The sequence below is a fragment of the Burkholderia sp. BCC0398 genome (assembly GCF_902833245.1).
GTDB lineage: Bacteria > Pseudomonadota > Gammaproteobacteria > Burkholderiales > Burkholderiaceae > Burkholderia > Burkholderia sola.
This window is the reverse complement of the sequence record NZ_CADFEM010000003.1, coordinates 280195-303189: the sequence shown is the minus strand read 5'-3', so window position 1 is coordinate 303189 and position 22995 is coordinate 280195. Positions and strand designations below refer to the sequence as shown.

General features: G+C 69.0%; 23 protein-coding genes and 1 riboswitch. Of the genes, 15 read left to right on the top strand and 8 right to left on the bottom strand.

The annotated features are described in order from the left end of the window. Positions 1-248: 248 nt before the first annotated feature. From cobJ to cobG, 4 genes are read right to left on the bottom strand one after another with little or no spacing between them, the layout of a single operon-like run. Positions 249-1964 carry a precorrin-3B C(17)-methyltransferase gene (gene cobJ, locus HWX76_RS08090; protein WP_176015665.1) on the bottom strand — a complete coding sequence of 572 codons (1716 nt, stop codon included), beginning with the start codon at positions 1962-1964 and terminating at the stop codon, positions 249-251. Next, a complete protein-coding gene (locus HWX76_RS08085; protein ID WP_050012643.1) occupies positions 1961-2695 on the bottom strand; it encodes a precorrin-2 C(20)-methyltransferase in 735 nt (244 codons plus the stop codon). The genes cobJ and HWX76_RS08085 overlap by 4 nt, the downstream gene beginning before the upstream one ends. Next, positions 2692-3318 carry a precorrin-8X methylmutase gene (locus tag HWX76_RS08080; protein WP_050012644.1) on the bottom strand — a complete coding sequence of 209 codons (627 nt, stop codon included), beginning with the start codon at positions 3316-3318 and terminating at the stop codon, positions 2692-2694. The genes HWX76_RS08085 and HWX76_RS08080 overlap by 4 nt, the downstream gene beginning before the upstream one ends. Then, entirely contained in the window at positions 3311-4672 is a 1362-nt protein-coding gene (gene cobG, locus HWX76_RS08075) for a precorrin-3B synthase (RefSeq protein WP_279612889.1), read from the bottom strand. Before cobG ends, HWX76_RS08080 begins: the two co-directional genes overlap by 8 nt. 106 nt (positions 4673-4778) lie before the next feature. Continuing rightward, positions 4779-4970: riboswitch (cobalamin riboswitch) on the bottom strand. Positions 4971-5172: 202 nt separating this feature from the next. On the opposite strand from cobG, the gene cbiE reads away from it, so the two are divergent. The 4 genes from cbiE to cobM are packed head-to-tail and all read left to right on the top strand — an operon-like array spanning position 5173 to position 9040. Further along, positions 5173-6453: a precorrin-6y C5,15-methyltransferase (decarboxylating) subunit CbiE gene (gene cbiE, locus HWX76_RS08070; RefSeq protein WP_176015720.1), complete on the top strand. Its 1281-nt coding sequence runs from the start codon at positions 5173-5175 to the stop codon at positions 6451-6453. Beyond that, positions 6453-7541: a cobalt-precorrin-5B (C(1))-methyltransferase gene (locus HWX76_RS08065; protein ID WP_176015664.1), complete on the top strand. Its 1089-nt coding sequence runs from the start codon at positions 6453-6455 to the stop codon at positions 7539-7541. The genes cbiE and HWX76_RS08065 overlap by 1 nt, the downstream gene beginning before the upstream one ends. Further along, positions 7538-8269: a cobalt-precorrin-6A reductase gene (locus tag HWX76_RS08060; protein WP_089488440.1), complete on the top strand. Its 732-nt coding sequence runs from the start codon at positions 7538-7540 to the stop codon at positions 8267-8269. Before HWX76_RS08065 ends, HWX76_RS08060 begins: the two co-directional genes overlap by 4 nt. Before the next feature lie 42 nt (positions 8270-8311). Continuing rightward, positions 8312-9040, top strand: coding sequence for a precorrin-4 C(11)-methyltransferase (gene cobM / locus HWX76_RS08055; protein ID WP_089488441.1), 729 nt, complete (start codon positions 8312-8314; stop codon positions 9038-9040). A gap of 37 nt (positions 9041-9077) precedes the next feature. Here cobM and HWX76_RS08050 read toward each other — a convergent pair whose 3' ends face one another. Next, positions 9078-10256 carry an MFS transporter gene (locus tag HWX76_RS08050; protein ID WP_089488442.1) on the bottom strand — a complete coding sequence of 393 codons (1179 nt, stop codon included), beginning with the start codon at positions 10254-10256 and terminating at the stop codon, positions 9078-9080. A gap of 130 nt (positions 10257-10386) precedes the next feature. On the opposite strand from HWX76_RS08050, the gene HWX76_RS08045 reads away from it, so the two are divergent. Next, positions 10387-10908 carry a MarR family transcriptional regulator gene (locus HWX76_RS08045; RefSeq protein ID WP_050012651.1) on the top strand — a complete coding sequence of 174 codons (522 nt, stop codon included), beginning with the start codon at positions 10387-10389 and terminating at the stop codon, positions 10906-10908. Positions 10909-11084: 176 nt separating this feature from the next. On the opposite strand, the gene HWX76_RS08040 is transcribed toward HWX76_RS08045, so the two are convergent. Next, on the bottom strand, positions 11085-11438 hold the full coding sequence (locus HWX76_RS08040) for a colicin immunity protein (protein ID WP_080334192.1): 354 nt from the start codon (positions 11436-11438) through the stop codon (positions 11085-11087). A gap of 241 nt (positions 11439-11679) precedes the next feature. Then, positions 11680-12384, bottom strand: coding sequence for a glutathione S-transferase N-terminal domain-containing protein (locus HWX76_RS08035; protein WP_050012694.1), 705 nt, complete (start codon positions 12382-12384; stop codon positions 11680-11682). 469 nt (positions 12385-12853) lie between these two features. Here HWX76_RS08035 and HWX76_RS08030 point away from each other — a divergent pair, with 469 nt between their 5' ends. The 6 genes from HWX76_RS08030 to HWX76_RS08005 all read left to right on the top strand — a co-directional run bounded on the left by HWX76_RS08030 (position 12854) and on the right by HWX76_RS08005 (position 17922). Continuing rightward, on the top strand, positions 12854-14020 hold the full coding sequence (locus HWX76_RS08030; RefSeq protein WP_050012652.1) for an extracellular solute-binding protein: 1167 nt from the start codon (positions 12854-12856) through the stop codon (positions 14018-14020). Positions 14021-14070: 50 nt separating this feature from the next. After that, the gene (locus HWX76_RS08025; protein ID WP_089488650.1) at positions 14071-15150 is read left to right on the top strand and encodes an ABC transporter ATP-binding protein; all 1080 of its coding nucleotides are present in this window, start codon (positions 14071-14073) and stop codon (positions 15148-15150) included. A gap of 49 nt (positions 15151-15199) precedes the next feature. Next, on the top strand, positions 15200-16072 hold the full coding sequence (locus HWX76_RS08020; protein ID WP_050012653.1) for a sugar ABC transporter permease: 873 nt from the start codon (positions 15200-15202) through the stop codon (positions 16070-16072). After that, the gene (locus tag HWX76_RS08015) at positions 16072-16995 is read left to right on the top strand and encodes an ABC transporter permease (protein ID WP_089488443.1); all 924 of its coding nucleotides are present in this window, start codon (positions 16072-16074) and stop codon (positions 16993-16995) included. Before HWX76_RS08020 ends, HWX76_RS08015 begins: the two co-directional genes overlap by 1 nt. A gap of 113 nt (positions 16996-17108) precedes the next feature. Beyond that, positions 17109-17546: a hypothetical protein gene (locus tag HWX76_RS08010; protein WP_050012655.1), complete on the top strand. Its 438-nt coding sequence runs from the start codon at positions 17109-17111 to the stop codon at positions 17544-17546. Between the two features lie 163 nt (positions 17547-17709). Continuing rightward, positions 17710-17922, top strand: coding sequence for a hypothetical protein (locus tag HWX76_RS08005; protein ID WP_046545736.1), 213 nt, complete (start codon positions 17710-17712; stop codon positions 17920-17922). A 212-nt stretch (positions 17923-18134) separates the two neighbouring features. On the opposite strand, the gene HWX76_RS08000 is transcribed toward HWX76_RS08005, so the two are convergent. Next, positions 18135-19100 (bottom strand): D-2-hydroxyacid dehydrogenase, encoded by a 966-nt coding sequence (locus tag HWX76_RS08000; protein ID WP_050012657.1) that lies wholly within the window; start codon positions 19098-19100, stop codon positions 18135-18137. Positions 19101-19359: 259 nt separating this feature from the next. Here HWX76_RS08000 and HWX76_RS07995 point away from each other — a divergent pair, with 259 nt between their 5' ends. From HWX76_RS07995 to HWX76_RS07980, 4 genes are all read left to right on the top strand, one after another. Then, the gene (locus HWX76_RS07995) at positions 19360-20550 is read left to right on the top strand and encodes a CaiB/BaiF CoA-transferase family protein (RefSeq protein WP_089488651.1); all 1191 of its coding nucleotides are present in this window, start codon (positions 19360-19362) and stop codon (positions 20548-20550) included. Positions 20551-20571: 21 nt separating this feature from the next. Then, entirely contained in the window at positions 20572-21534 is a 963-nt protein-coding gene (locus tag HWX76_RS07990; protein WP_089488444.1) for a hydroxymethylglutaryl-CoA lyase, read from the top strand. A gap of 27 nt (positions 21535-21561) precedes the next feature. Next, the gene (locus HWX76_RS07985; protein ID WP_089488445.1) at positions 21562-21945 is read left to right on the top strand and encodes a VOC family protein; all 384 of its coding nucleotides are present in this window, start codon (positions 21562-21564) and stop codon (positions 21943-21945) included. Between the two features lie 210 nt (positions 21946-22155). Then, complete coding sequence (locus HWX76_RS07980; RefSeq protein ID WP_050012660.1) at positions 22156-22983, top strand: alpha/beta hydrolase; 828 nt, start codon at positions 22156-22158, stop codon at positions 22981-22983. Positions 22984-22995 lie beyond the last annotated feature (12 nt).

The following is a 22995-nucleotide window of genomic DNA, read 5'->3' as shown; positions in this document are numbered from 1 at the left end:
CGCGTCGAATAGGAAACTTAGGTGTTCTTCTTTTTGTTATTCGATTTCCGATACGTAACGAACTTGCCGATTCGGTCGAATATCGAAACGCGCGGAGGGCACTTTTTCCGATCGATCGCGCGCCGCCGCGCGGATGGACCGGTTCCAGCGAACCGGCATGCCGATCAACGGCTCGCTCGCATGCGCATTCACATTCGTGCGAACCCCGCCGGGATGCGGTATGCGCAACCCGGCGGGCGCAGCGGCGTTCAACGATACCAGCGCGGCGTATAGACCCATTCGCGTGCGTTGCCGATCGCGAAACGCCGCGTCGTCGACGAGCCGACGATCACCATCGTGCGCATGTCGACCTGGTCGCTGCGCAGCGCGCCGAGGGTCGTGGTCGAAAGCGTCGCGCCCGGCCGGCCGATGTCGCGGCCGAGCACGACCACCGTGTCGGCCGCGCGATGCACGCGCACGATATCGAGCGCACGGTCGAGCTGCCACGGCCGCGCACGCGAGATCGGGTTGTAGAACGCCATCACGAGATCGGCTTGCGCCGCATGCCGCAGGCGCGTCTCGATCACGTCCCACGGCTTCAGGTTGTCCGACAGCGAGATCGCGCAGAAATCGTGGCCGAGCGGTGCGCCGGCCTGCGCGGCCGTCGCGAGCGACGCCGAGATGCCGGGCTCCACGCGCAGGTCGACCGCGGCCCATTGCGGGTCTCGGGCTTCATCGAGCGCTTCGAGCACGGCCGCGGCCATCGCGAATACGCCGGGGTCGCCCGACGACACGACCGCGACGCGCCGGCCCTCGGCCGCCAGTTCGAACGCATGGCGCGCACGCTGCATTTCCTCGCGATTGTCGGTGCCGTGCACGCGCTGGTCGGCCCGAAACGGGCCGGCCATGTTCACGTAGGTGGTATAGCCGAGGATGTCGGTCGCATCCGCGAGCGCCGCGCGTGCGGCCGGCGTGAGCCAGGCGGCGCCGCCCGGGCCGAGGCCGAGCACCGTCAGGCGGCCGCGTGCGCGGCCGAGCGTGGCCGGATCGACCGGGTGCGATGCGATCGCGCACGCGAGGCCGTTCGATTCTTCACGTAGCGTGTGGGCGACGCGTAATGCGCGGCCGAGCAGCGTGGTGGCGTCGGCGGGCGCGTCGCGGTCACTATCGCTATCGACGAAACGCAGCGGCACGTCGAGCGTGTTCGCCGCTTCTTCCAGCGCGGGTTCGCCGATCGCCGATGCGGGCGCGACGAGGGCCGCGAGCGCCAGCCGCGCGAGGCCCTGTGCGTCGAGCAGGGCTTCGATGCGCGCAGCAAGCGCTTCGCCGGCATGCGCGGCATTCGCGGCGACGCCGACCACCACGCTGCGCGGATGAATCACGAGTTCGTCGCGCGCGCCGCGCCACGCATCGGGCGTCACGCGAATCGCGTGCGCGGCTGCGGCATCGCGCGGCAGCGCGACGTCGTCGAGCCACGGCGCGGCGCCGTCGATGCGCATCGACGCGCCCGCGAGCAGGTCGGACACGAAGCGCTTGCCCTGCGCGAGATCGGCGAGCGCATAGCCTTCCGGCGGATTGAGCACGCACGCGCCGAAGCGCAGTTCGCCGCTCGTCGTGATCGCCGGCGCGACGCCGACGCATTCGGCGATTTCGCGCGCGATCACGTTGACGCCGGTCAGCCCCCCGAGCAGCGGCACGACGGCCGAGCCGTCCTCCGCGACCGCGAGCACCGGCGGCTCGACGCCCTTGTCGGCGAGCGCGGGCGCGAGGCAGCGGATCACGATGCCGGCCGCGCACAGCGCGACGATCGGCAAGCCGCGCGCATAGAGTTCGCGCAGGTGAGGGCCGAGTTCGTCGAACGGCACGTCGGCGTCGACGCGCGACGCGAGACCGTGCACGAGGGCATCTGGATAACGCGCCTGGATACGTCGCGCGGTATCGAGCGCGCCCGCGCCGAGGATCACGATCGCGGGCGGCGTCGTCATCCTTGCCATTTTTCCCCCGGCACGACGAGCAGCGAGAAATACGGCGACGCCATCGGATCGACTTCGTCGAGCGGCACGATGCGCTGGTTCGCCATCGTCGCGCGCTCGACGTAGAGCGCGCGCTTCGCGAGCCCGAGTTCGTCGAGCACGCGCCGCACCTTGTCGAAATTGCGGCCGAGCTTCATCACGACGGCCGCGTCGGCCCGCGCGAGCCGCTCGCGCAGTTCGTGCTCGGGCAGCACGCCCGACAGCACCGACAGGCTCTGGTTGCGATAGACGAGCGGCTGGCCGAGCACGGCCGTGCCGCCGAGCATCGCGCACACGCCCGGGATCACCTCGGTGTCGTAGCGCGGCGCGAGACGGTCGTGCAGGTACATGTACGAGCCGTAGAAGAACGGGTCGCCTTCGCAGATCACCGCGACGTCGCGGCCTGCATCGAGGTGCGCGGCGACGATCTCGGCCGCGGTGTCGTAGAAATCTGCGATCACCGTCTCGTAGCACAGCGGCGGCGGCAGCGCCTCGGTCGTCACCGGATAGACGAGGGGCAGTTGCGTCTGTCCGTCGAGCAGGTGCGCTTCGACGATGCCGTACGCGTTGCCTTTCTTGCCCTTCGCGACGAAATACGCGACCACGGGCGCCGCCTGCAGCACGCGTAGCGCCTTGATCGTCATCAGTTCCGGATCGCCGGGGCCGACCCCGACCCCGAACAGCCGTCCGCGCGCGCGCGTCATTCGACCTCCGTCGCGAGCGCATTCACCGCGGCGGCGGCCATCGCGCTGCCGCCGCGCCGGCCGAGCAGCGTGACGTACGGCACGCCGCGGCTGTCGGCGTCGAGCGCCGCCTTCGATTCGGCCGCGCCGATGAAGCCGACCGGGAAACCGACGATCAGCGCGGGGCGCGGCGCGCCGGCGTCGATCATGTCGAGCAGGTGGAACAGCGCGGTCGGCGCATTGCCGATCACGACGACGCTGCCCGCGAGATGCGGACGCCACAGTTCGAGCGCGGCGGCCGAGCGCGTGTTGCCGAGGCGTTGCGCGAGATCGGGCACCTGCGGCTCGCCGAGCGTGCAGATCACGCGGTTGGCCGCGGGCAGCCGCGCGCGCGTGATGCCTTCGGCGACCATCCTCGCGTCGCACAGGATCGGTGCGCCGGTCGCGAGCGCGGTGCGGCCGGCCGTGCCGGCGCCGGCGGAAAAACGCAGGTCGTACACGACGTCGACCATCCCGCTCGCATGGATCACGCGTACCGCGAGTTTCTCGAGATCGGGCGGCACCTGCGACAGGTCGGCCTCGGCGCGGATCGTCGCGAACGACTGACGGTAGATTTCCTGCCCGTCGCGAATGTAGTCAAGCATCGGTGGTGTCCTGGCTGTGCCGCGCGTCCATGAGGCGGACCGCGGCCTGGTCAATCGTCAGACGGCGCGCGAGCAGGGCGCCGAGGCCCGCGGCCGCGTCGCGCCGATAAAGGTCGTAGCGTTCGGGCGCCACCGCGACGAGCGTATGCACGGCAGCGTGCGGTAGCGCGCAGTGGCGTTCGCAACCGGTCAGATGCACGTCGAGCGGATGGCCGATGCGCGCGGCGAGTGCAAGCGCGTCGCGTTTCGTGTCGGCGTGCGCTTTCGCGCAGCCCGCGCTGCCGGTGCAGGCGACGAGCGTCGCCAGCGGGTCGGACGCCGCGCACACGAGGCCGAGCGACGCGAGTGCTTCGCGCGTCGCAGCCGCGTGTTGGTTCGATACGCCGTGCATGAACACGCCTTGCCACGGCGTCATCGACAGCGTGCCGTCGCCGTCGGCTTCGGCCAGCGCGGCGAGCCGCTCCAGTTGCGCCGCGTCAAGCCGCCCGAGCGCGAATTGCGCGCCGATGCTGCAGCGTGCCGCGTCGCGCGACGGGTATGCGCCGAAACGCAACGCGGCGTCCGCGGGCGTGCGCCGCCAGCCGGCGAGCGTCGGATCGGCCGCGAGCGGGAACGGCAGATAGTGTTGCGCGCGCTCGAGCAGCATGCGTTCGCCGCACATCGACAGCAACGCGCGCATCCGCGTGACGTCGGCCGGCGCGAGATCGAGGAACGCGAGCAGCAGTGCGCGGACCAGTGCGACGCCCTGATCGATCGACACGTCGACCGACGCGGGCCGGTCGTCGTGCGCAACCGGAGGGCAGCCGGCCAGCCCCGCCGCGAGACGTACCGCGCCATCGCCGCGACGCCACGCGGCGAGCCAGACGTCGTGCGGATGATCGAGCGCCGCGACCGCTTCGCCGCCGTCGAGCTGGATCGAGAATTTCGGCGACAGTTCGCCGCGGCGCGGCTCGCTCGCGAGCATGTCGAGCAGCGGCATGGCGAGCGCCCGGCTATCGACGAGCGCGGCCGGGTCGTGCCCGGCGAGCGGGCTCAGCATCACGTTGCGAACGTCGTCGCTCGCCGCGAGCGCGGCCGCATCGATGGCGGTGTTGCCGGCGCTTGTGCGCGGGCCGAGCCCTGCTTCGAGCAGCGCGCGCGCGAGCGCATCGGACGCACCGTCGCGAATGCCGCGCAACTGGAGATTCGCGCGATTGGTCGCATCGATCTCGCCGGAGCCGTGCAGGCGCGCGGCGGCGGCGATCGCACGCGCCTGGCGCGTGTCGAGCCGGCCGCCCGGCAGCTTGATCCGGCACAGCCCGCCGTCGGCGGCCGCGACCACGCGCACGAGCCCCGGGCAAGCCGACGGGCGCACGATGGGCGACGCAGGAATCGAATCGGGGGCGGAATTCAACGGGATACCGGAACAGTGTGGCGCCACGGCCAACGCATCGGTACACCCCGCCCGACGCCGACTGGCACGCACGCACTTTCTGGCCGGCAGGTCTCCTGGCTGACAGGTCGGCGCCGCCTCCCGGCCTTCCCGGTGAAACCAGTGGCATGAGGGGGAGATCGGCTCGCTGTCTACAGTTGCGGGGGCAGCCACAGCGGCGCGCGGTGCGCCCTGTGTTCCCTCTTCGGCCCCGAAGGGCACCGGCGAACGAACGGCCGTAGGATACCCGATTTCGGCCGCGATTCGCGACCGGCCGGCCGTTCGAGGCCGGCGAAGCGGGCAACGGTCGGGAGCGGGCAAGCCGGCAGATGAAACGCCGGGTGGAACACGGTACCATGCCGTTTTTTGCAATGCGGACGGCGGCACCGGCGCTTTCACGGCCGTGCGGCGACACGATGGAATCGAACGATGGGGAAGGGTGCATGACGGCGTGGCTGACGGTAGTGGGCATCGGCGACGACGGTTACGCGGGGCTCGGACGCCACGCGCGGCGCGCGCTGCTCGATGCGACGCACGTGGTCGGCGCGAAACGGCATCTCGACATGCTGCCCGCGCGGCTGCGCGCCGCGCGCGAAGCATGGCCGTCGCCGTTCGACCTGTCGGCGCTGCTCGCGCGCCGCGGCGCGCCCGTGTGCGTGCTCGCAAGCGGCGACCCGATGCTGTTCGGCGTCGGCGCGACGCTCGCCCGCGCGCTTTCCCCCGACGAATGGCGCGTGCTGCCCGCGCCGTCGTCGCTGTCGCTCGCGGCCGCGCGGCTCGGCTGGGCGCTGCAGGACGTCGGCGCGGTCTCGCTCGTCGGGCGTCCGCTCGCGACGCTGGGCCGCCACCTGCTGCCGGGCCGGCGGCTGTTCGTGCTGAGCGCCGACGGCCGTACGCCGGCCGCGGCCGCGGCCGAACTCGTCGCCCGCGGCTTCGGGCCGACGCGCATCAGCGTGTTCGAACATCTGGGCGGCCCGCTCGAACGGCGGATCGACGGCCTCGCGCACGACTGGAACATCGACGAAACCGCCGCACTCAATCTCGTCGCGCTCGACTGCCGGGCGGGCCCCGACGCGCCGCGCCGCGCGCTCACGCCCGGCCTGCCCGACGACGCGTACCGCCACGACGGCCAGCTCACCAAGCGCGACCTGCGCGCGATGACGCTCGGGCGCCTCGCGCCCGCGGCCGGCGAACTGCTGTGGGACGTCGGCGCCGGCAGCGGCTCGATCGGCATCGAATGGATGCGCGCGCATCCATCCTGCCAGGCGATCGCGATCGAAGCGCATGCGGAGCGGCAGCGCTTCATCGAACACAACCGCGATACGCTCGGCGTGCCGGGCCTGCAACTCGTCGCGGGCCGTGCGCCCGATGCGCTCGCGGGGCTCGCCGCGCCCGACGCGATCTTCATCGGCGGCGGCGCGACGGCGCCCGGCGTGCTCGACGCGTGCTGGGCGTCGCTGAAACCCGGCGGACGGCTGGTCGCGAACGCGGTCACGCTGCAAGGCGAGATGGCGCTCGCCGCGTGGCGCGATGCGCACGGCGGCACGCTCACGCGCGTGTCGCTCGCGCACGCCGAACCGCTCGGCCGCTTCGACACGTGGCGGCAGCCGCTGCCGGTCACGCTGTACGACGGGCGCAAGCCCGACGCGACAGACGCGACAGACGCGGCCGACGCGGCAGGTTCGTCGAATAGGGCGAACCCGTCGAACCCAGCGGACGCGTGATGCGCGACGAAACCCCCGAACAGCCCGCGCCGCTGCGCTTCGGCTACACGACCGGCAGCTGCGCGACCGCGACGTCGCTCGCGGCCGCGCGGCTGCTGCTCGCGGGTCACGCGGACGACGCGGTCGAGATCGTGCTGCCGAAGGGACAGCGCGTGATGATGCGGCTCGAATTCTGCCGCGTCACGGCCGACGGCGCCGAAGCCGGCACGATCAAGGATGCCGGCGACGATCCGGACGTCACGCACGGCGCGCTGATCTTCGCGCGCGTCGCGCTCGCGGGGGCGCCCGGCGTGCGTTTTCATGCGGGGCCGGGCATCGGCACGGTCACGCGTGCGGGGCTCACGCTGCCGGTCGGCGAACCGGCGATCAACCCGGTGCCGCGCCAGATGATGACCACGCACCTCGAAGCGCTCGCCGCTGAACACGGCTACACGGGCGGTTTCGACGTGACGATCGGCGTCGAAGGCGGCGAGGCGCTCGCGCTGAAGACGATGAACCCGCGCCTGGGCATCGTCGGCGGGCTGTCGATCCTCGGCACGACCGGCATCGTGCGGCCATTTTCGTGCTCGGCCTATATCGCGTCGATTCATCAGGGCATCGACGTCGCGCGAGCGAATGGCATCGCGCACATCGCCGCCTGCACGGGCAACGCGAGCGAGGATGCGATGCGCGCGCACTACCATCTGCCCGACATGGCGCTGATCGAGATGGGCGATTTCGCGGGCGCGGTGCTCAAGCACCTGCGGCGCGCGCCGGTCGCGCGCCTGTCGATGTGCGGCGGCTTCGGCAAGCTCAGCAAGCTCGCGGCCGGCCATCTCGACCTGCACAGCCGCCATTCGAGCATCGATCTGCCGCTGCTCGCGCAGTGGGCGGCGCAAGCCGGCGCGAGCGATGCGCTGCAGGCCGCGATGCGCGCCGCGAACACGAGCCAGGAAGCGTTGAAGCTCGCGCAGGCCGACGGCGTGCCGCTCGGCGATCTGGTCTGCGCGCACGCGCTGCGGGTCGCGCGCGACATCGTGCCGCCGTCGGTCGCGGTCGAAATGTTCGCGATCGATCGACAGGGCCGCTTCGTCGGGGAGGCGCGATGAGCCCGCGCATCCTGCTGCTCGGGGGCACCGGCGATGCGCTGAAAATCGCGCGCGCGCTCGGCCCGCATCATGTCTATAGTCTCGCCGGCCTTGGCAAGACGCCCGACGATTTGCGCTGCGACGTGCGCGTCGGCGGTTTCGGCGGCGCAGCCGGGCTGACCGCGTATCTTCGCGACGCCGGCATCGGCCTCGTGATCGACGCGACCCATCCGTATGCCGCGCAAATCAGCGCGAACGCCGCGGCGGCGACGCGCGACGCGGGCGTGCCGCTATGGGCGCTGCGCCGCGCGCCGTGGACGCCGCAACCGGGCGACGACTGGCGGATGGTCGACGACTGGGCCGGCATCGAGGCCGCGCTCGCGCCGTTCAGGCGTCCGCTGTTCACGCTCGGCCGCGAGCCGCTCGCGCATCTCGACGCGATCCCGCCGCACCAGTTCTGGCTCGTGCGCTGCCTCGATGCGCACCCCGGCAACGCCCGCGCGCAGGTCATCGCCGCGCGCGGGCCGTTCACGCCCGACGGCGAGCGCGCGCTATTCGCGCTGGCCGGCATCGACGTCGTCGTCAGCAAGAACAGTGGCGGCGCGGCCACCGAGGCCAAGCTCGACGTCGCGCGCGAACGCAGGCTGCCGGTCGTGATGCTGCGTCGGCCGCCGCTGCCCGATGCCGACCGCGCATTCGACTCGGTCACGGCGCTCATCGACGCACTCGATCCGGCCGCGCGCGCCTGACGCGACGCAGCGGTCATCCTACGAATTGACGGAGAATTTTCGATGACGGTGTACTTCATCGGCGCGGGCCCCGGCGACCCGGAGCTGATCACGGTGAAGGGCCAGCGCCTCGTGCGCATGTGCCCGGTGATCCTGTATGCGGGTTCGCTCGTGCCGGCCGCCGTGCTCGACGGTCATTGCGCGGAGCAGGTCGTCAACACGGCCGAGCTCGACCTCGATGCGATCGTCGCGCTGCTCGCCGCCGCGCACGCGAAAGGGCAGGACGTCGCGCGCGTGCATTCCGGCGACCCGTCGCTGTACGGCGCGATCGGCGAACAGATCCGCCGCCTGAAAGCGCTCGGGATTCCGTACGAAATCGTGCCGGGCGTGACGGCCACGGCTGCGTGCGCGGCGACGCTCGGTGTCGAGCTGACGCTGCCCGGCGTGGCGCAGACGGTGATCCTCACGCGCTTCGCGGGCAAGACGACGATGCCGGAAGGCGAAGCGCTCGGCGCGCTCGCCGCGCATCGCGCGACGCTCGCGATCCATCTCGGCGTGCGCCATCTCGCGCGTATCGTCGACGAAGTGCTGCCGCATTACGGCGCCGATTGCCCGGTGGCGGTGATCTATCGCGCTAGCTGGCCCGACGAGGAACGCGTGACGGGCACGCTGGCCGACATCGTCGACAAGGTGCAGGGCACGCAGATCGAGCGCACCGCGCTGATCCTGATCGGGCGCGTGCTCGACGCCGAAGGGTTCGCGGATTCGACGCTGTACGCGAGCGGGGGCTGAACGCACTCGCGCCCGCGCCGCTGGCCCGCGGCGTCGCTCAGGCCCGCGCCATGCGTCGCACCCGCTTCGGCGCAAACCCCGCCGCCAGCGCGAACAGCGCGACACAGAGGCACGCCATCGCGATCCACGCGGGCGTCAGGTCCGCAAGATGCTGGCGCACCAGGCCGGCCGCGAACGGAAACAAGCCTGCGACCAGGTAGCCGACGCCCTGCACGAACCCCGTCAGCGACGCGGCATCGGCCGGCGTCGCCGCATGGTCAACCGTGACGATCAACGACAGCGGAAACAGCGCGCCGATCCCCGCGCCGAGCAGCAGCGCGGCCGGCAACGCGAGCGCGTCGGGCGCGGCCAGCATCACCAGCAAGCCGACGAACAGCGACGCGATCGCCGCATGCAGCGCGGGCCGGCGATCGGGCAGGCGGTCGATCGTCGCGGAAATGGTCAGCCCCGCGACGACTTCCGCGAGCGTCACGCCGCCGAGCAAGCTGCCGGCCACGGTCGGCGACCAGCCAAGCCGCATGTAGTACGGCGGCAGCCACGCGAGCACGAGCGTGTAAGCGCCCGTCGCGATGCCGAAGAACAGCGCGAGCCGCCATGCGCGCGGCGAACGCGTCGGCCGTGCATTCGATACCGACGCCGGCCCGCCGGCCAGCGCGTCGCCACCGCGGCTGGCCAGCGGCCACGCCAGTGCGGCGAGCGCCGCAGGCAGCGCCCAGCCCGCGAGCGCGGCGAGCCAGCCCCAGCGCGCCGCGGCGAATGGCGCGACGACGCTCGCGAGCACCGCGCCGCCCATGATCGACGTCGAATAGACGCCCATCGCGCCGCCGATGCGCGTCGCGAAATGCGCCTTCACGAAGCCGGGCAACAACGCCTGCACCATCGCGATCCCGACGCCCGCGCAGCACGCGCTCGCGAGCAGCAGCCATGCGTGCTGCGCACCGACGCGCGACGCGCAGGCCAGCCCGATCAACGCGACGCCGAGCCACACGCCGCCCACGATCCCGGTGATGCGCTGCAGCCGCCGCGCGCTCAGCGCGCCGAGCCCCATCAGCAGGATCGGGATCGTCGTCAGCAGGCTGGCCGCGCCGTCGCCAATACCCGTCGCGCGCTGGATCATGTCGAGCAACGGGCCGACCGCGGCGAGCGCCGGCCGCAGGTTCAGCCCGACGAGCACGATCGCGGCGAGCCGCCATCCGGGGGAAGTGAAGCGATTCATTGCAAGGCCCTCGATATCGGTGCGCGGCTGTCAGCGAGACGCCGCGCGTTTTTCCGGTAAAGTATCTCGACATCAAGATATATGGCGAGTTATCTTGACGTCAAGATAACTGGTGAGCCGAGGAGGGTTAATGGATCGAGCCGAGCATGCGCTCGCGCAATGGCGCGCCGAGCGTCCGGATATCGACGCAACGTCGATGGTGGTGATGGGGCGGCTGCAGGAAGCCGCGCTCGTGATCGCGCGGGACCGTCTCAATCCGCTGTTCGCGCGCTACGGCATGCAGCCGGGCGAATTCGACGTGCTCGCGACGCTGCGGCGCAGTGGCGCGCCGTTCGCGCTGACGCCGACCGCGCTGTACGACGCGCTGATGATGTCGTCGGGCGGGATGACCGCGCGCATCGACCGGCTGCAGAAGGCGGGGTGGGTCGAGCGTCGGCCGAACCCGGCCGACGGGCGCGGCACGCTCGTCGCGCTGACGGATGCGGGGCGGGCGCTGATCGATGAGGCGGTTGGTGCGCATATCGATAATCAGCGCGAGGTGCTGGCTGTGTTGTCGGCGGCGGAGCAGGCGCAGTTGTCGGAACTGCTGGGGAAGTTGCTGGCGGGGCTGGAAGGTGGGGCGCCGGAAGGGGGGGAAGGGACGTCGCGTTGAAGAATGCGTGATGGAACGTACGCGGCGGGCAAAAAATTTCTTCGTGAATTTTCGTGGGCGTCGCTTGCCGACCCGAAGCGGACCTGGACGTCTTGGCAAAACGGACGTTTACCGTGGAATGAGCGGGACCGTGACCTGGGTGTAAATCTGCGTGGCCGAAATGCATCATGGGGGCGTCAAAAGCCCTGTGGTTGTCTGGATTTCCAACCTGTCATCGGCGGGGCCGTCATCAAGAAAACATCGTGCGGCGGGCTCTCCGATCTAATGAACTCGGCTGCCCTTTGATTATTTCGTTCCGCAGCGCTCAGATCAATAGGAGGATCAGCACCATCCCAAATGCAATCGACCCTCGCTTCGAATCCAGGAAAATGCCATATGCCGCCTTCGATTCGAGCGACAACCAAGCCGTGTTGGGCCGCCCGCTCACAAACTGCAATTGCCGCGTCGGTAGAAAGCTTCATCACGATGCTTCCATCGAGGGAAAAAAAGTCATCCGACGAATCGTAGACGCGAGAACGATCGATGTTCATAGGGTGGTTTCAATACAATCCGACTGTGAGAAGTTCATTTTCGATTGTTCTTCACGATTGCGGACGACGCCAATGGCCGCTTTGCGCAACGGTTGTCGACTAGTCCGCTCCTGGCCGAAGACCGACAGTCTTCCCAGCGTTCCCCGAAAATTCGCGATGACCCAAAAAAACCCTCCGCACAATGCGGCGGGCGTCGCAGGTCGCAGGGCGCGGGCCGCACGTGGTGCGCCCGCGTAACCGATCAACCCCGCGCCGGAATATTAAGCCCCCGCGCGACAGCCGGACGAGCAACAAACGCATCAAGCACCCGCTTGACGTTCCGGAATTCGCTGAACCCGACCAGATCGCCCGCCTCATAGAAACCGACCAGGTTGCGCACCCACGGGAAGATCGCGATATCGGCGATCGTGTACGTATCGCCCATCACCCACTGGCGGTTCGCGAGATGGGCGTCGAGCACGCCGAGCAGGCGCTTCGACTCGTCGACGTAGCGCTGACGCGGTCGCTTGTCCTCGTAATCGCGCCCGGCGAACTTGTGGAAGAAGCCGACCTGGCCGAACATCGGCCCGATGCCGCCCATCTGGAACATCACCCACTGGATCGTCTCGTAGCGGCCCGCGAGATCCTTCGGGATCAGCTGGCCCGTCTTGTCCGCGAGATAGATCAGGATCGCGCCCGATTCGAACAGCGGCAGCGGCTGGCCGTCCGGGCCGTTCGGATCGATGATCGCCGGAATCTTGTTGTTCGGGTTCAGCGACAGGAATTCGGGCGACAACTGGTCGTTCGTGTCGAAGCGCACGAGGTGCGGCTCGTACGGCAGGCCGGTTTCCTCGAGCATGATCGACACCTTGACGCCGTTCGGCGTCGGCAGCGAGTAGAGCTGGAGACGGTCGGGATGCTGGGCCGGCCACTTTTGCGTGATCGGGAAGGCGGACAGATCGGGCATGAAGGTTCGCTCGTCGAAGTGAATGATCCGCGCTCCGCCCGTGCCGTCGCGCTCGCGCACGGTTCACGGCTCGGCGGCGGAGCGGAGCGCGCCGAAAGCGCCCACTGTAGCCGATCCGGGAAATCGATGCAGGGGTCGGTCGGCCGCCGGTTGTTCGACACGGTAGCCGTGGCCGGCGTCGTTCACAGTGCCGCAAGACACGGCGAGCAACGCGTGTCCGTCGGCCGCCGGACCGCATACGGCTCGATGCCCGCCGCCCCCCCCGAGATACGACGTCCTAACACACCGTGCCAGGCGACGGCACAACCGCCCACAAAATCAACCACCGCGCAATTCGTCAACGAACGGAAGCTTTTTGTCAGGGAAAGTCCCGCCCCGCATCCCGTGGTTTTTTGTTGACCGACATCGTATAACGCCGTCATGATTTCCTGACAAGAAAGGTCCCATCCACCGACCGAAGTGAGGAGACATGAACACCACCCCGATCGCTCGCCGTGTCCGCCGGATCGCACTCGCCCTGGGCTTCACGCTGTCGGCCGGCGCGGCCGTTGCGGCCCCCGTATCGCTGAACATCGTCGACGTCGCAGGCAACCTGCAGCTCACGCAGAAGGCCATCGAGGCGTTCAAGGAGAAGAACCCGACCCTCGTCGCGAACGTCACGTTCACAAACGCACCCGCGCCGCAGTTGCCGGGCAAGATCAAGGCGATGCAGGCGGCGGGGCGCTCCGACATCGACCTCGTGCTGACGGGCACCGACGCGCTGGCCGCCGGCATCGAACAGAACCTGTGGCAGAAGCTCCTGCCCGACAACGCAGCCGCGCTCCCCGGCGTGCTCGACAAGTACGCGCCCGGCCCGCGCAAGATGCAGGATCTGGCGCAGGGCTTCGGCCTCGAAGTCACCTACATGCCGGCCGGCCCGTTGCTCGAATACAACCCGGCGAAGGTCTCCGACCCGCCGAAGACGCCCGACCAGTTGCTCGCATGGTGCAAGGCGCACCCGAACAAGCTGATCTATGCGCGCCCGGCGAACTCGGGCCCCGGCCGTACGTTCCTGATGGGGCTGCCGTACGTGCTCGGCGACAAGAATCCGCAGGACCCGATCAACGGTTGGGACAAGACCTGGGCATTCCTGAAACAGTTGAACGACTGCGTGCCGTATTACCCGGGCGGCACGTCGGCGGTGATGAAGGAGCTCGGCGAGGGCACGCGCGACATGACCGTGACCGTCACCGGCTGGGATCTCAACCCGCGCGCGCTCGGCATCGTACCGGCCGAATTCAAAGTCCAGGCGTTCGACAACATGACGTGGGTCAACGACGCGCACTACATGGTGATCCCGAAGGGCGTGCCGAAGGAAAAGCTCGACGTGCTGTTCAAGCTGATGAATTTCCTGCTCGAGCCGGCGCAGCAGGCGACGACCTACGACGACGGCTACTTCTATCCGGGCCCGGCGGTGAAGGGCGTGACGCTCGAGATGGCGCCCGCGCACAGCCAGGAAGTGATCAGGAAATTCGGCCGTCCCGAATACGCGAAGCTGCTCGCCGATCGTCCGCACGTGCAGCCGCTCAGCGCGCAGGCGATGGTCGCCGCGTTCCAGAAGTGGGATCGCGAGATCGGTTCGCAGAAATCGAAATAACGCATGAACCCGCGGGCGCTCGGGCGCCCGCGTCGATGGAGTTCGCGTACATGAAGCACAGTTTCGAACGGTTGCGGCTCGACGGCGTGTGCCGCAGTTTCACCAATGCACAAGGCGCGCAGGTTGCCGCGCTGAACGGCCTCGACCTCGAGATCCGGCGCGGCGAATTCATCGCGCTGCTCGGCCCGTCCGGCTGCGGCAAATCGACCGCGCTGAACTGCATCGCCGGGCTGCAGCCGCTCACGCGCGGCGGCATCTGGCTCGACGACACGCGCATCGACGTGCTGCCGCCCGAGCGTCGCGGCTTCGGGATGGTGTTCCAGAACTACGCGTTGTTTCCGCACATGTCGGTGCTCGACAACGTCGGCTTCGGCCTCAAGATGCGCGGCGTGGCGAAGCAGGAAACGCGGCGGCGCGCGCAGCAGGCGCTCGAGCTCGTGCAGCTCGTCGGTCACGAAGGCAAGCTGCCCGGGCAACTGTCGGGCGGCCAGCAGCAGCGCGTCGCGATCGCGCGGGCGATCGTGATCGAGCCGCCGCTCGTGCTGATGGACGAGCCGTTGTCGAACCTCGACACCAAACTGCGCATCGAGATGCGCGCCGAGATCCGCCGCATCCACACGCAGCTCGAACGCGCGACGATCTACGTGACGCACGACCAGGACGAGGCGCTGTCGATGGCCGACCGCATCGTCGTGATGAAGGAGGGCGTCGTGCAGCAGGTCGCGTCGCCGAAGGACGTCTACACGCGTCCGCACAACCTGCACGTCGCGCGCTTCATGGGCTATCGCAACGTGCTGCCGTTCACGCTCGAAGGGATGGCCGGCGACTGCGTTCGGGTGACAGCCGGTGGCGTGCGCCTCCTCGGCGTGCCGATGGCCGGCTTCGACGCGAAGGACGTCGTGATCGCGCTGCGCCCCGACGACATCGAACGCGCGCAAGCGGGTGCCGACAATGCGTTCGACGCGACCGTCGAGACGGTCGAATACGGCGGCCGCGACTCGCTGATCCGCGCGATCACGCCGTTCGGCCCAATCTGGGCGCGCGTGGCCGGCGAGTTCGCGCAAGGCGAGGCGCTGCGGCTGCGCGTGGCGCCGGCGCGCGCGCTCGTCTATGCGGGAGACGTGCAATGAACGGGCTGCGCCAATCGGCATGCGCGGGGGTACCTCGCCCGGAGGCCGCATGAGCACGCTCGCGACCGGCGGCACGCCGCGCGATGCGAAGGCGTGGCTCGTCACGCCGGCGCTCGCGTTCATCGCCGCGCTGTTCATCTATCCGTTCGCGTACGGCCTCGTGCTGTCGTTCCAGCCGACGAACGGCGGCGGCGCGCTCGCGAACTACGTGCAGTTCTTCACCGACACCGCGATGTGGCCGACCGTGCTCGTCACGCTGAAGCTCGCGGTGCCGGCGACGCTGCTCAACGTCGGCATCGCGGTGCCCGTCGCGTTCGCGCTACGCCGCAGTTCGCGGTACCAGAAGTTCGTCACGACGCTGCTCGTGATTCCCGTCACGCTCGGCACGGTGCTCGTCGCCGACGGGATGCTCACGTATTTCGGGCCGAACGGCTGGTTTCCGCAGGCGCTGCAGGGGCTGCACCTGTACACCGACGAAGTGCGCCTCACGCATAACTACTGGGGCGTGCTGCTGTCGCTGATCGTGTCGGGCTTTCCGTTCGCGTTCCTGCTGATGCTGTCGTACATCAGCGGCATCGACCCGACGCTCGCGCGCGCGGCCGCGACGCTCGGCGCGAACCCGTGGCAGCAGTTTCGCCGGATCTACCTGCCGCTGCTCGTGCCGGGGCTCACGATGGCCGCGTGCCTGTCGTTCGTGCAGGCGTTCTCGGTGTTCCCGTCGGCCGTGCTGCTCGGCGCGCCGGCCGGCCCGACGCGCGTGATCTCGATCGCGGCGGCCGAAGCCGCGTTCGAGAGCTACGACTATTCGCTCGCGTCGGCGATCGCGATCGTGATGGGCTTCGTGCAGCTGCTGGTGGTCGCGTCGATGCTCGGCGCGCGCCGCTTCTTCTATACGGGTGCGGTCACGGGAGGCAAGGGCTGATGGCGACCGACAATCATGCCGCTCGCACGTGGCCGCCGAAGCACGACGCGCCCGATGCGCGACCCGTCGACGCAAGGGAACCGCACCGGATGAAAAGCAATCTCGCCGGCCGCGCATGGAAGGCGCTCGTCTGGGGGCTGATGGCATTCTTCCTGCTGAACGTGATGCTGCTGATCGCGACCGTCGCGGTGAACTCGGTCGCGACGCGCTGGTTCGGCACGCCGCTGCCGCAGGGCTTCACGCTGCACTGGTATGCGAAGGCGTGGGAGGATTTCCAGCTTGCGAGCGTGCTGTGGGTGACCGTCGAGGTCGTCGGCGCGGTCGTGCTGCTGTCGATCGCGCTCGGCGTGCCGGCCGCGTATGCGCTCGCGCGCGTGCAGTTTCGCGGCAAGCGCTTCGCGCTGCTGGTGTTCCTGCTGCCGCTGATGGTGCCGCCCGTCACCTACGGGATTCCGATGGCGACCGTGATGTACAAGATCGGGCTGGCGGGCACGCTGCCGGGCGTGATCCTCGCGAATCTCGTGCCGGCGCTGCCGTTCGTGATCCTCGTGATGACGCCGTTCATCGAGCAGATCGATCCGAACCTCGAAGCCGCCGCGCGTATCTTCGGCGCGAACACGTCGCGCTATTTCCGCTACGTGCTGCTGCCGCTGCTCGTGCCCGGCATGCTCGCGGCCGGGTTGCTCGTGCTGGTGCGCACGATCGGGATGTTCGAACTGACGTTCTTCACCGCGGGGCCGAGCACGCAGACGCTCGTCGTCGCGCTGTATTACGCGGTGTTCTCGACCGGCGTGCGCGCGCCGCAGTCGATCGACGCGATGGCGATGATCTACATGGCCATCACGCTCGTGTGGGTCGTGATCGCGTTGCAGTTCGTCAGTCCGACCCAGCTCGTGAGCCGCGTGAAGCAGGAGCGGCAGTAGGCGAGGGCGGCAACGGACACGCCGGGCCGCCGTGCAATTGGTTACAAATGGATACCGCGCACGATACGCGGACGTTGCAGACTACGCGGCGTTCACCCGATCGACGAATATCCATGAAGTTTCAAACGCTGCTGACACTCGCCGGCGCCTCGACGCTGCTGGCCGCCTGCAATCTGCTCCACGACGGTCCCGGATCGAGCGACGTCGACGCCGCCGTGCGCCGCGCGCTCGAGGCCGAAAACCACGGCGGGCTGAACGCGCTGTTCGGCCAGCCGTTGCCCGTGTCGGCCGACGTCGTGTCGGCGAAACCCGACGGCGACTGCAAGAAGCTCGGCGACCGCACGTACTCGTGCGACGTCGTGGTCACGTGGCGGAATGCCGATTACTCGCCGTCGCGCGCGAACCTGACCTTCGTGAAGGCGGCCGACGGCTCATGGCAGACGTCCGGCGTCGATGCGGCGCTCGTGACGGGCACCGCGAAGTCATTGATCGACCATATCGGCAAGGCTTGGCCGGGCAATGCGGCGAGCGGCGCGTCGGCGGCGAAGTGACGCGAGGGCGGCCAGCCTGGACCGCACTGCTGCTTTTTCCCGATAAAAAAGGGCGCGAGCATCGCGCCTATCTCGTTTGAACGCATCCTCGGTATGCAGCCAGGGTTATAGGGAAAACCCTTATCTCAAGGTATAATTCCGGCCATGAGAGAAAGGTCATCCCATGCCTGAACGCTTCCAAACCCTTGAAAAATTTGTGTTTTCCCTCGTCGTGATGTCCGCCGTCGTGTGCTCGGCCTTCCTCGCGTACGAGCGTCACCCCGAGATCAGGATCGCACTGCACGAAGGCGAAGCGCTGATGCGCGAGAGCGCCAAGTACTCGGTCATCTGCTCGCCGTCCAAGGTCGACCCTTGCGTCGAGATGTCCGCTTACTGAGCCGGCTTTCCGCTTTTCGGGCTTGGGCGACGTCACTGCCGGTCTCAATGCCCTGAAGTCGTCTCGTCACGTATTCGGAAACCGGCCGCAAGACAGCGGCGAATGCACGAACCCGTTACGTGCCGAGTCGCCCGCATAAGCAGCCCCGCATCCGGTCGGCCCCGCTTCGAGCAATCGAGCGGGGCCGTTCTGTTTGTGCATGTCTGCGCGTATCACACGACATGCCGCGGCTCGCCACCGACGAACGCGGCGACGTTGTCCACGAGCTGATCGGCCAGCGCCTGCATCGCTTCGTCACTGGCCCATGCGACATGCGGTGTCAGGATGAACGCCGGATGCGATAGGATCGCGTGAAACGGATGCGCGGCCGGCAGCGGCTCCTGCGTAACCACGTCGAATCCCGCGCCCGCGATCTGCCCCGACTGCAACGCGTCGACGAGCGCGCTTTCGTCCACGAGCCCGCCGCGCGCGGTATTGATCAGCAGCGGCCGGCGCGCCATCCGCGCGAACGCATGTGCGTCGATCAGATGCCGCGTCGCGGGCGTGAGCGGACAGTGCAGCGTGATCACGTCGCTGACGCGCAGCAGCGTGTCGAGCGGCGCATAACCGTCGCCCGCTGCGTCGTCGTGCGCGGCGAACAACACGCGCATGTCGAGCGCCCGCGCGATGGCGGCCACCGCATGCCCGAGCACGCCGTCGCCGACGATCCCGAGCGTCGAACCGGCCAGGTCGCGAATCGGATGATCGAAGAAGCAGAACTGCCCGCTGTCGAGCCAGCGCCCACCACGTACCGCGTCGCGATACGCGACGAGGCTGCGGCGCAGCGCGAAGATCAGCGCGAACGTGTGCTCGGGCACCGTACGCATCGCATAGCCGCGAATATTGCTCACGACGATGCCGCGTGCCGCACATGTATCGAGATCGACGATATCGGTGCCGGTCGCGGCGATCGCGATCATCCGCAACCGCCGCGCGTCGGCGAGAGCCGTCGCGTCGAGCCGCACCTTGTTGGTCACGACGATGTCCGCATCGCGGATGCGCGCCGCGACTTCGTGCGCGGCCGTCCGGTCGAACGTCTGCACCACGTGCGGAAACGGAAACGGCTTCAGCACCGTCTGCGGCGACAGCGTCGCGCGATCGAGGAACACGATCTTCGCGGGAGAAGAAACGGAAAACATGGCAGGTCTCGCTGACAGGCGCCCGGCGGCGCGGAACGGATCCGATTTTGCGCGCGGCGCGCGCGCCGCCGTTTGACCGTTGCGGGAGCGTGCTTTCCCGGATGGAAAGGCTGGTGCGTCACACCTGGCCGATACCGCGCTCGCGCCGTCGTCCGCCTTTCCGTTTCGGAAAGTCTGGTTGACCATCGATCGATTTTCGCCACGCGCGAACGCCGTCATGATCGTCGTCATCGACAACACGATTTCATCGGAGACGGTCATGACACGCCCCCTGGACGGCATCCGCGTGCTGGAACTTGGCCAACTGATCGCCGGGCCGTTCGCGGGCCGGATGCTCGCCGAATTCGGCGCGGAGGTCATCAAGGTCGAGCCGCCCGGCGTCGGCGATCCGCTGCGCAAATGGCGGCTGCTGCACGACGGCACGTCGGTCTGGTGGGCCGCGCAGTCGCGCAACAAGACCTCGCTCACGCTCGACCTGCGCACGCCCGAAGGGCAGGACGTCGTGCGCCGCCTCGTCGCCGACACCGACGTGCTGATCGAAAACTTCCGGCCCGGCACGCTCGAAGGCTGGGGGCTCGGCTGGGACGCGCTGTCCGCGATCAACCCGGGGCTCGTGATGCTGCGCGTGTCGGGCTTCGGGCAGACGGGCCCGTATCGCGACCGCCCCGGCTTCGGCGTGATCGCCGAGGCGATGGGCGGCCTGCGCCACCTGACCGGCGAGCCGGGACGCACGCCGGTACGCGTCGGCATCTCGCTCGGCGATTCGCTGTCCGCGCTGCACGGCGTGATCGGCGTGCTGCTCGCGTTGCGGCATCGCGAACAGCAGGGCGGCAAGGGGCAGGTCGTCGACGTCGCGCTGTACGAATCGGTGTTCAACATGATGGAAAGCCTGCTGCCCGAATATGCGGCGTTCGGCGCGGTGCGCGAGCCGGCCGGCAGCAGCCTGCCGGGCATCGCACCGACCAACGCGTACCGCTGCCGCGACGGCCGGTACGCGTTGATCGCCGGCAACGGCGACAGCATTTTCCGGCGCCTGATGGAACTGATCGGCCGGCCCGATCTCGGCAACGATCCGGCGCTCGCGCACAACGACGGGCGCGTCGCCCAGGTCGCGCGCATCGATGCGGCGATCGGCGAATGGAGCGCGCGTCACGACCTCGACGACGTGCTCGCCGCGCTGAACGACGCGCGCATTCCGTCCGGGCGCATCTACGACGTGGCCGACATCGCGGCCGATCCGCACTACCGTGCGCGCGACATGATCGTCGACGCCGCGCTGCCCGACGGCACCCCGGTGCTCGTGCCGGGCATCGTGCCGAAACTCGACGCGACGCCCGGGCGCATCGAGCGGCCGGCGCCCGCGCTCGGCGCGGATACCGATGCGGTGCTCGAATCGCTCGGCATCGACGCGGCGACCCGCGACGACTGGCGCACGCGCGGCGTGATCTGAAACGACCACCGGGACGAAGACATGAACCCCCATCCGCAACGACTCCATATTCACGAAGTCGCGACCCGCGACGGTTTCCAGAACGAAGCGGCGTTCGTCGACACCGACGACAAGATCGCGCTCGTCGACGCGCTGAGCGCCTGCGGCTACGCGAAGATCGAGGTCACGTCGTTCACGTCGCCGAAGGCGATTCCCGCGCTGCGCGACGCGGAAGCCGTGATGCACGGCATCGCGCGCGCGCCGGGCGTCGTCTATACGGTGCTCGTGCCGAACGTGCGCGGCGCCGAGCGCGCGCTGTCGTGCGGCGTCGACGAGGTCAACCTCGTGATGTCGATGAGCGAGAGCCACAACCGCGCGAACCTGCGGATGACGCGCGAGCAGTCGTTCGCGCAGTTGCGCGACGTGATCGACGCGGTGCGCGGCACGGGTGTCGCGATCAACGTGTCGCTGTCGACCGCGATGGGCTGCCCGATGGAAGGCGACGTGCCGGCCGAAACGGTGCTCGCGTGGATGCAGCGCTTCGCGGATCTCGGCGTGCACGGCTTCACGCTGTGCGACACGACGGGCATGGCGTTTCCGTCGCAGGTGCGCGACTTGTCGCGCCGCGCACGCGAGCGCTTCCTGGCGTCGCAGCTCACGCTGCACTTTCACAACACGCGCGGGATGGCGCTCGCGAACACGCTCGCGGCGCTCGACGCCGGCATCGACCGCTTCGATGCGTCGCTCGGCGGGCTCGGCGGCTGCCCGTATGCGCCGGGCGCGACCGGCAACGCGTGCACCGAGGAACTCGTGCACATGCTCGAACTCGACGGCTACGATACGGGCATCGACCTCGTGGCCGTGCTCGCCGCGTCGGCGCGGCTGCCCGCGCTGATCGGGCACGACGTGCCGAGCCAGATCTTGAAGGCCGGGCGCCGCTCGGACCTTCATCCGCCCCCGCGCGCCGATACCTGCGACATGCCCGCGCAACGCGCTTTCTCGTGAACGTCAACAGAAACAGGAGCGAATCCCATGGCGCTGATCGACCACCTCGATCATCTCGTGCTGACCTGCGTCGATCCGGAGCGGACGAAGCATTTCTACACCGAGGTGTTGCAGATGCAGCTCGACACCTTCGGCGCGGGCCGGCTCGCGTTCCGTTTCGGTAACCAGAAGATCAACCTGCACGTGCGCGGCGCGGAATTCGAGCCGAAAGCGCACGTACCGGTGCCGGGCGCGCTCGATCTGTGCTTCATCGCGTCGGTCCCGCTCGACGACGTGATCGCGCACCTGCGGCGCGTCGGCTGGCCGATCGTCGAAGGGCCCGTCGAACGCACGGGCGCGACGCAGAAGATCCGCTCGGTCTACGTGCGCGATCCCGACCTGAACCTGATCGAAATCTCCGAACCGATCTGACCGGCCGCGCGAGCACCGGCACGCTGCGCGCACGCCGCCACAATCCTTCGCCGAAAGCGGACACGCAGGCGCCGCGCCCGCCGATTCGGGATAGCCGTGCGCGGCCGCGCTGCGGATAATGGCGCCACGGCGTCGGCGCGGCCGCCGCCTTCGCCGCGCACGGAACCCACCGGCCGCGCGCATCCGCAACCCGATCCAGGCACTTTCCGAATGACGATCCTCTATCGCGGCATGGACCGCACGGCGCTCGACGCCGCGTACCTGAACACGAAGGCCGTTCCCGATTTCCCCGCGTTGCTGGCGTCATGCCAGACGCGCAGCGCGGCGCTGTACGCGGCAACGCCCGGCCGGCGCGACCTGCGTTACGGCGCGCAACCCGCGCAGCGCTTCGACTGGCTGCCGTGCGGACAGCCCGACGCGCCGCTGTTCGTGTTCATTCACGGCGGCTACTGGCAGCACTGCACGAAAGAGGATTTCGCGTATGCGGCGAGCGGGCCGCTCGCGCGTGGCTACGACGTCGTGCTCGCCGAATACACGCTCGCGCCGGTCGCGACGATGACCGATATCGTCGGCGAGATCGGCGCGCTGCTCGACCATCTCGCGGCCGACCGCGACGGCCTCGGCACCGCGGGGCGGCCGATCTACCTGAGCGGCCATTCGGCGGGTGGCCACCTGACGGCCATGCATCGCGCGCATCCGGCCGTCGTGTCGGCACTCGCGATCAGCCCGCTCGTCGATCTCGAACCGATCGCGCTGTGCTGCCTGAACGACAAGCTGCAGCTCACCGCGCGCGAAGTCGACGCATACAGTCCGCTGCATCACATCGGGCCCGGCGCCCCGACCGTCATTGCGGTCGGCGACGCCGAACTGCCCGAACTCATCCGGCAAGCAGACGTCTACGCGACGGCGTGCGAAGCCGCCGGCGAGCGGATCGTCCGCACATGGCTGCGCGGCATGCAGCACTTCGCGGTGCTCGACGATCTCGCGACGCCGGACGGCGCGATGCTCGACGCCTTGCATGCAATCGCGCCGCGCTAGCCGGGCCATATC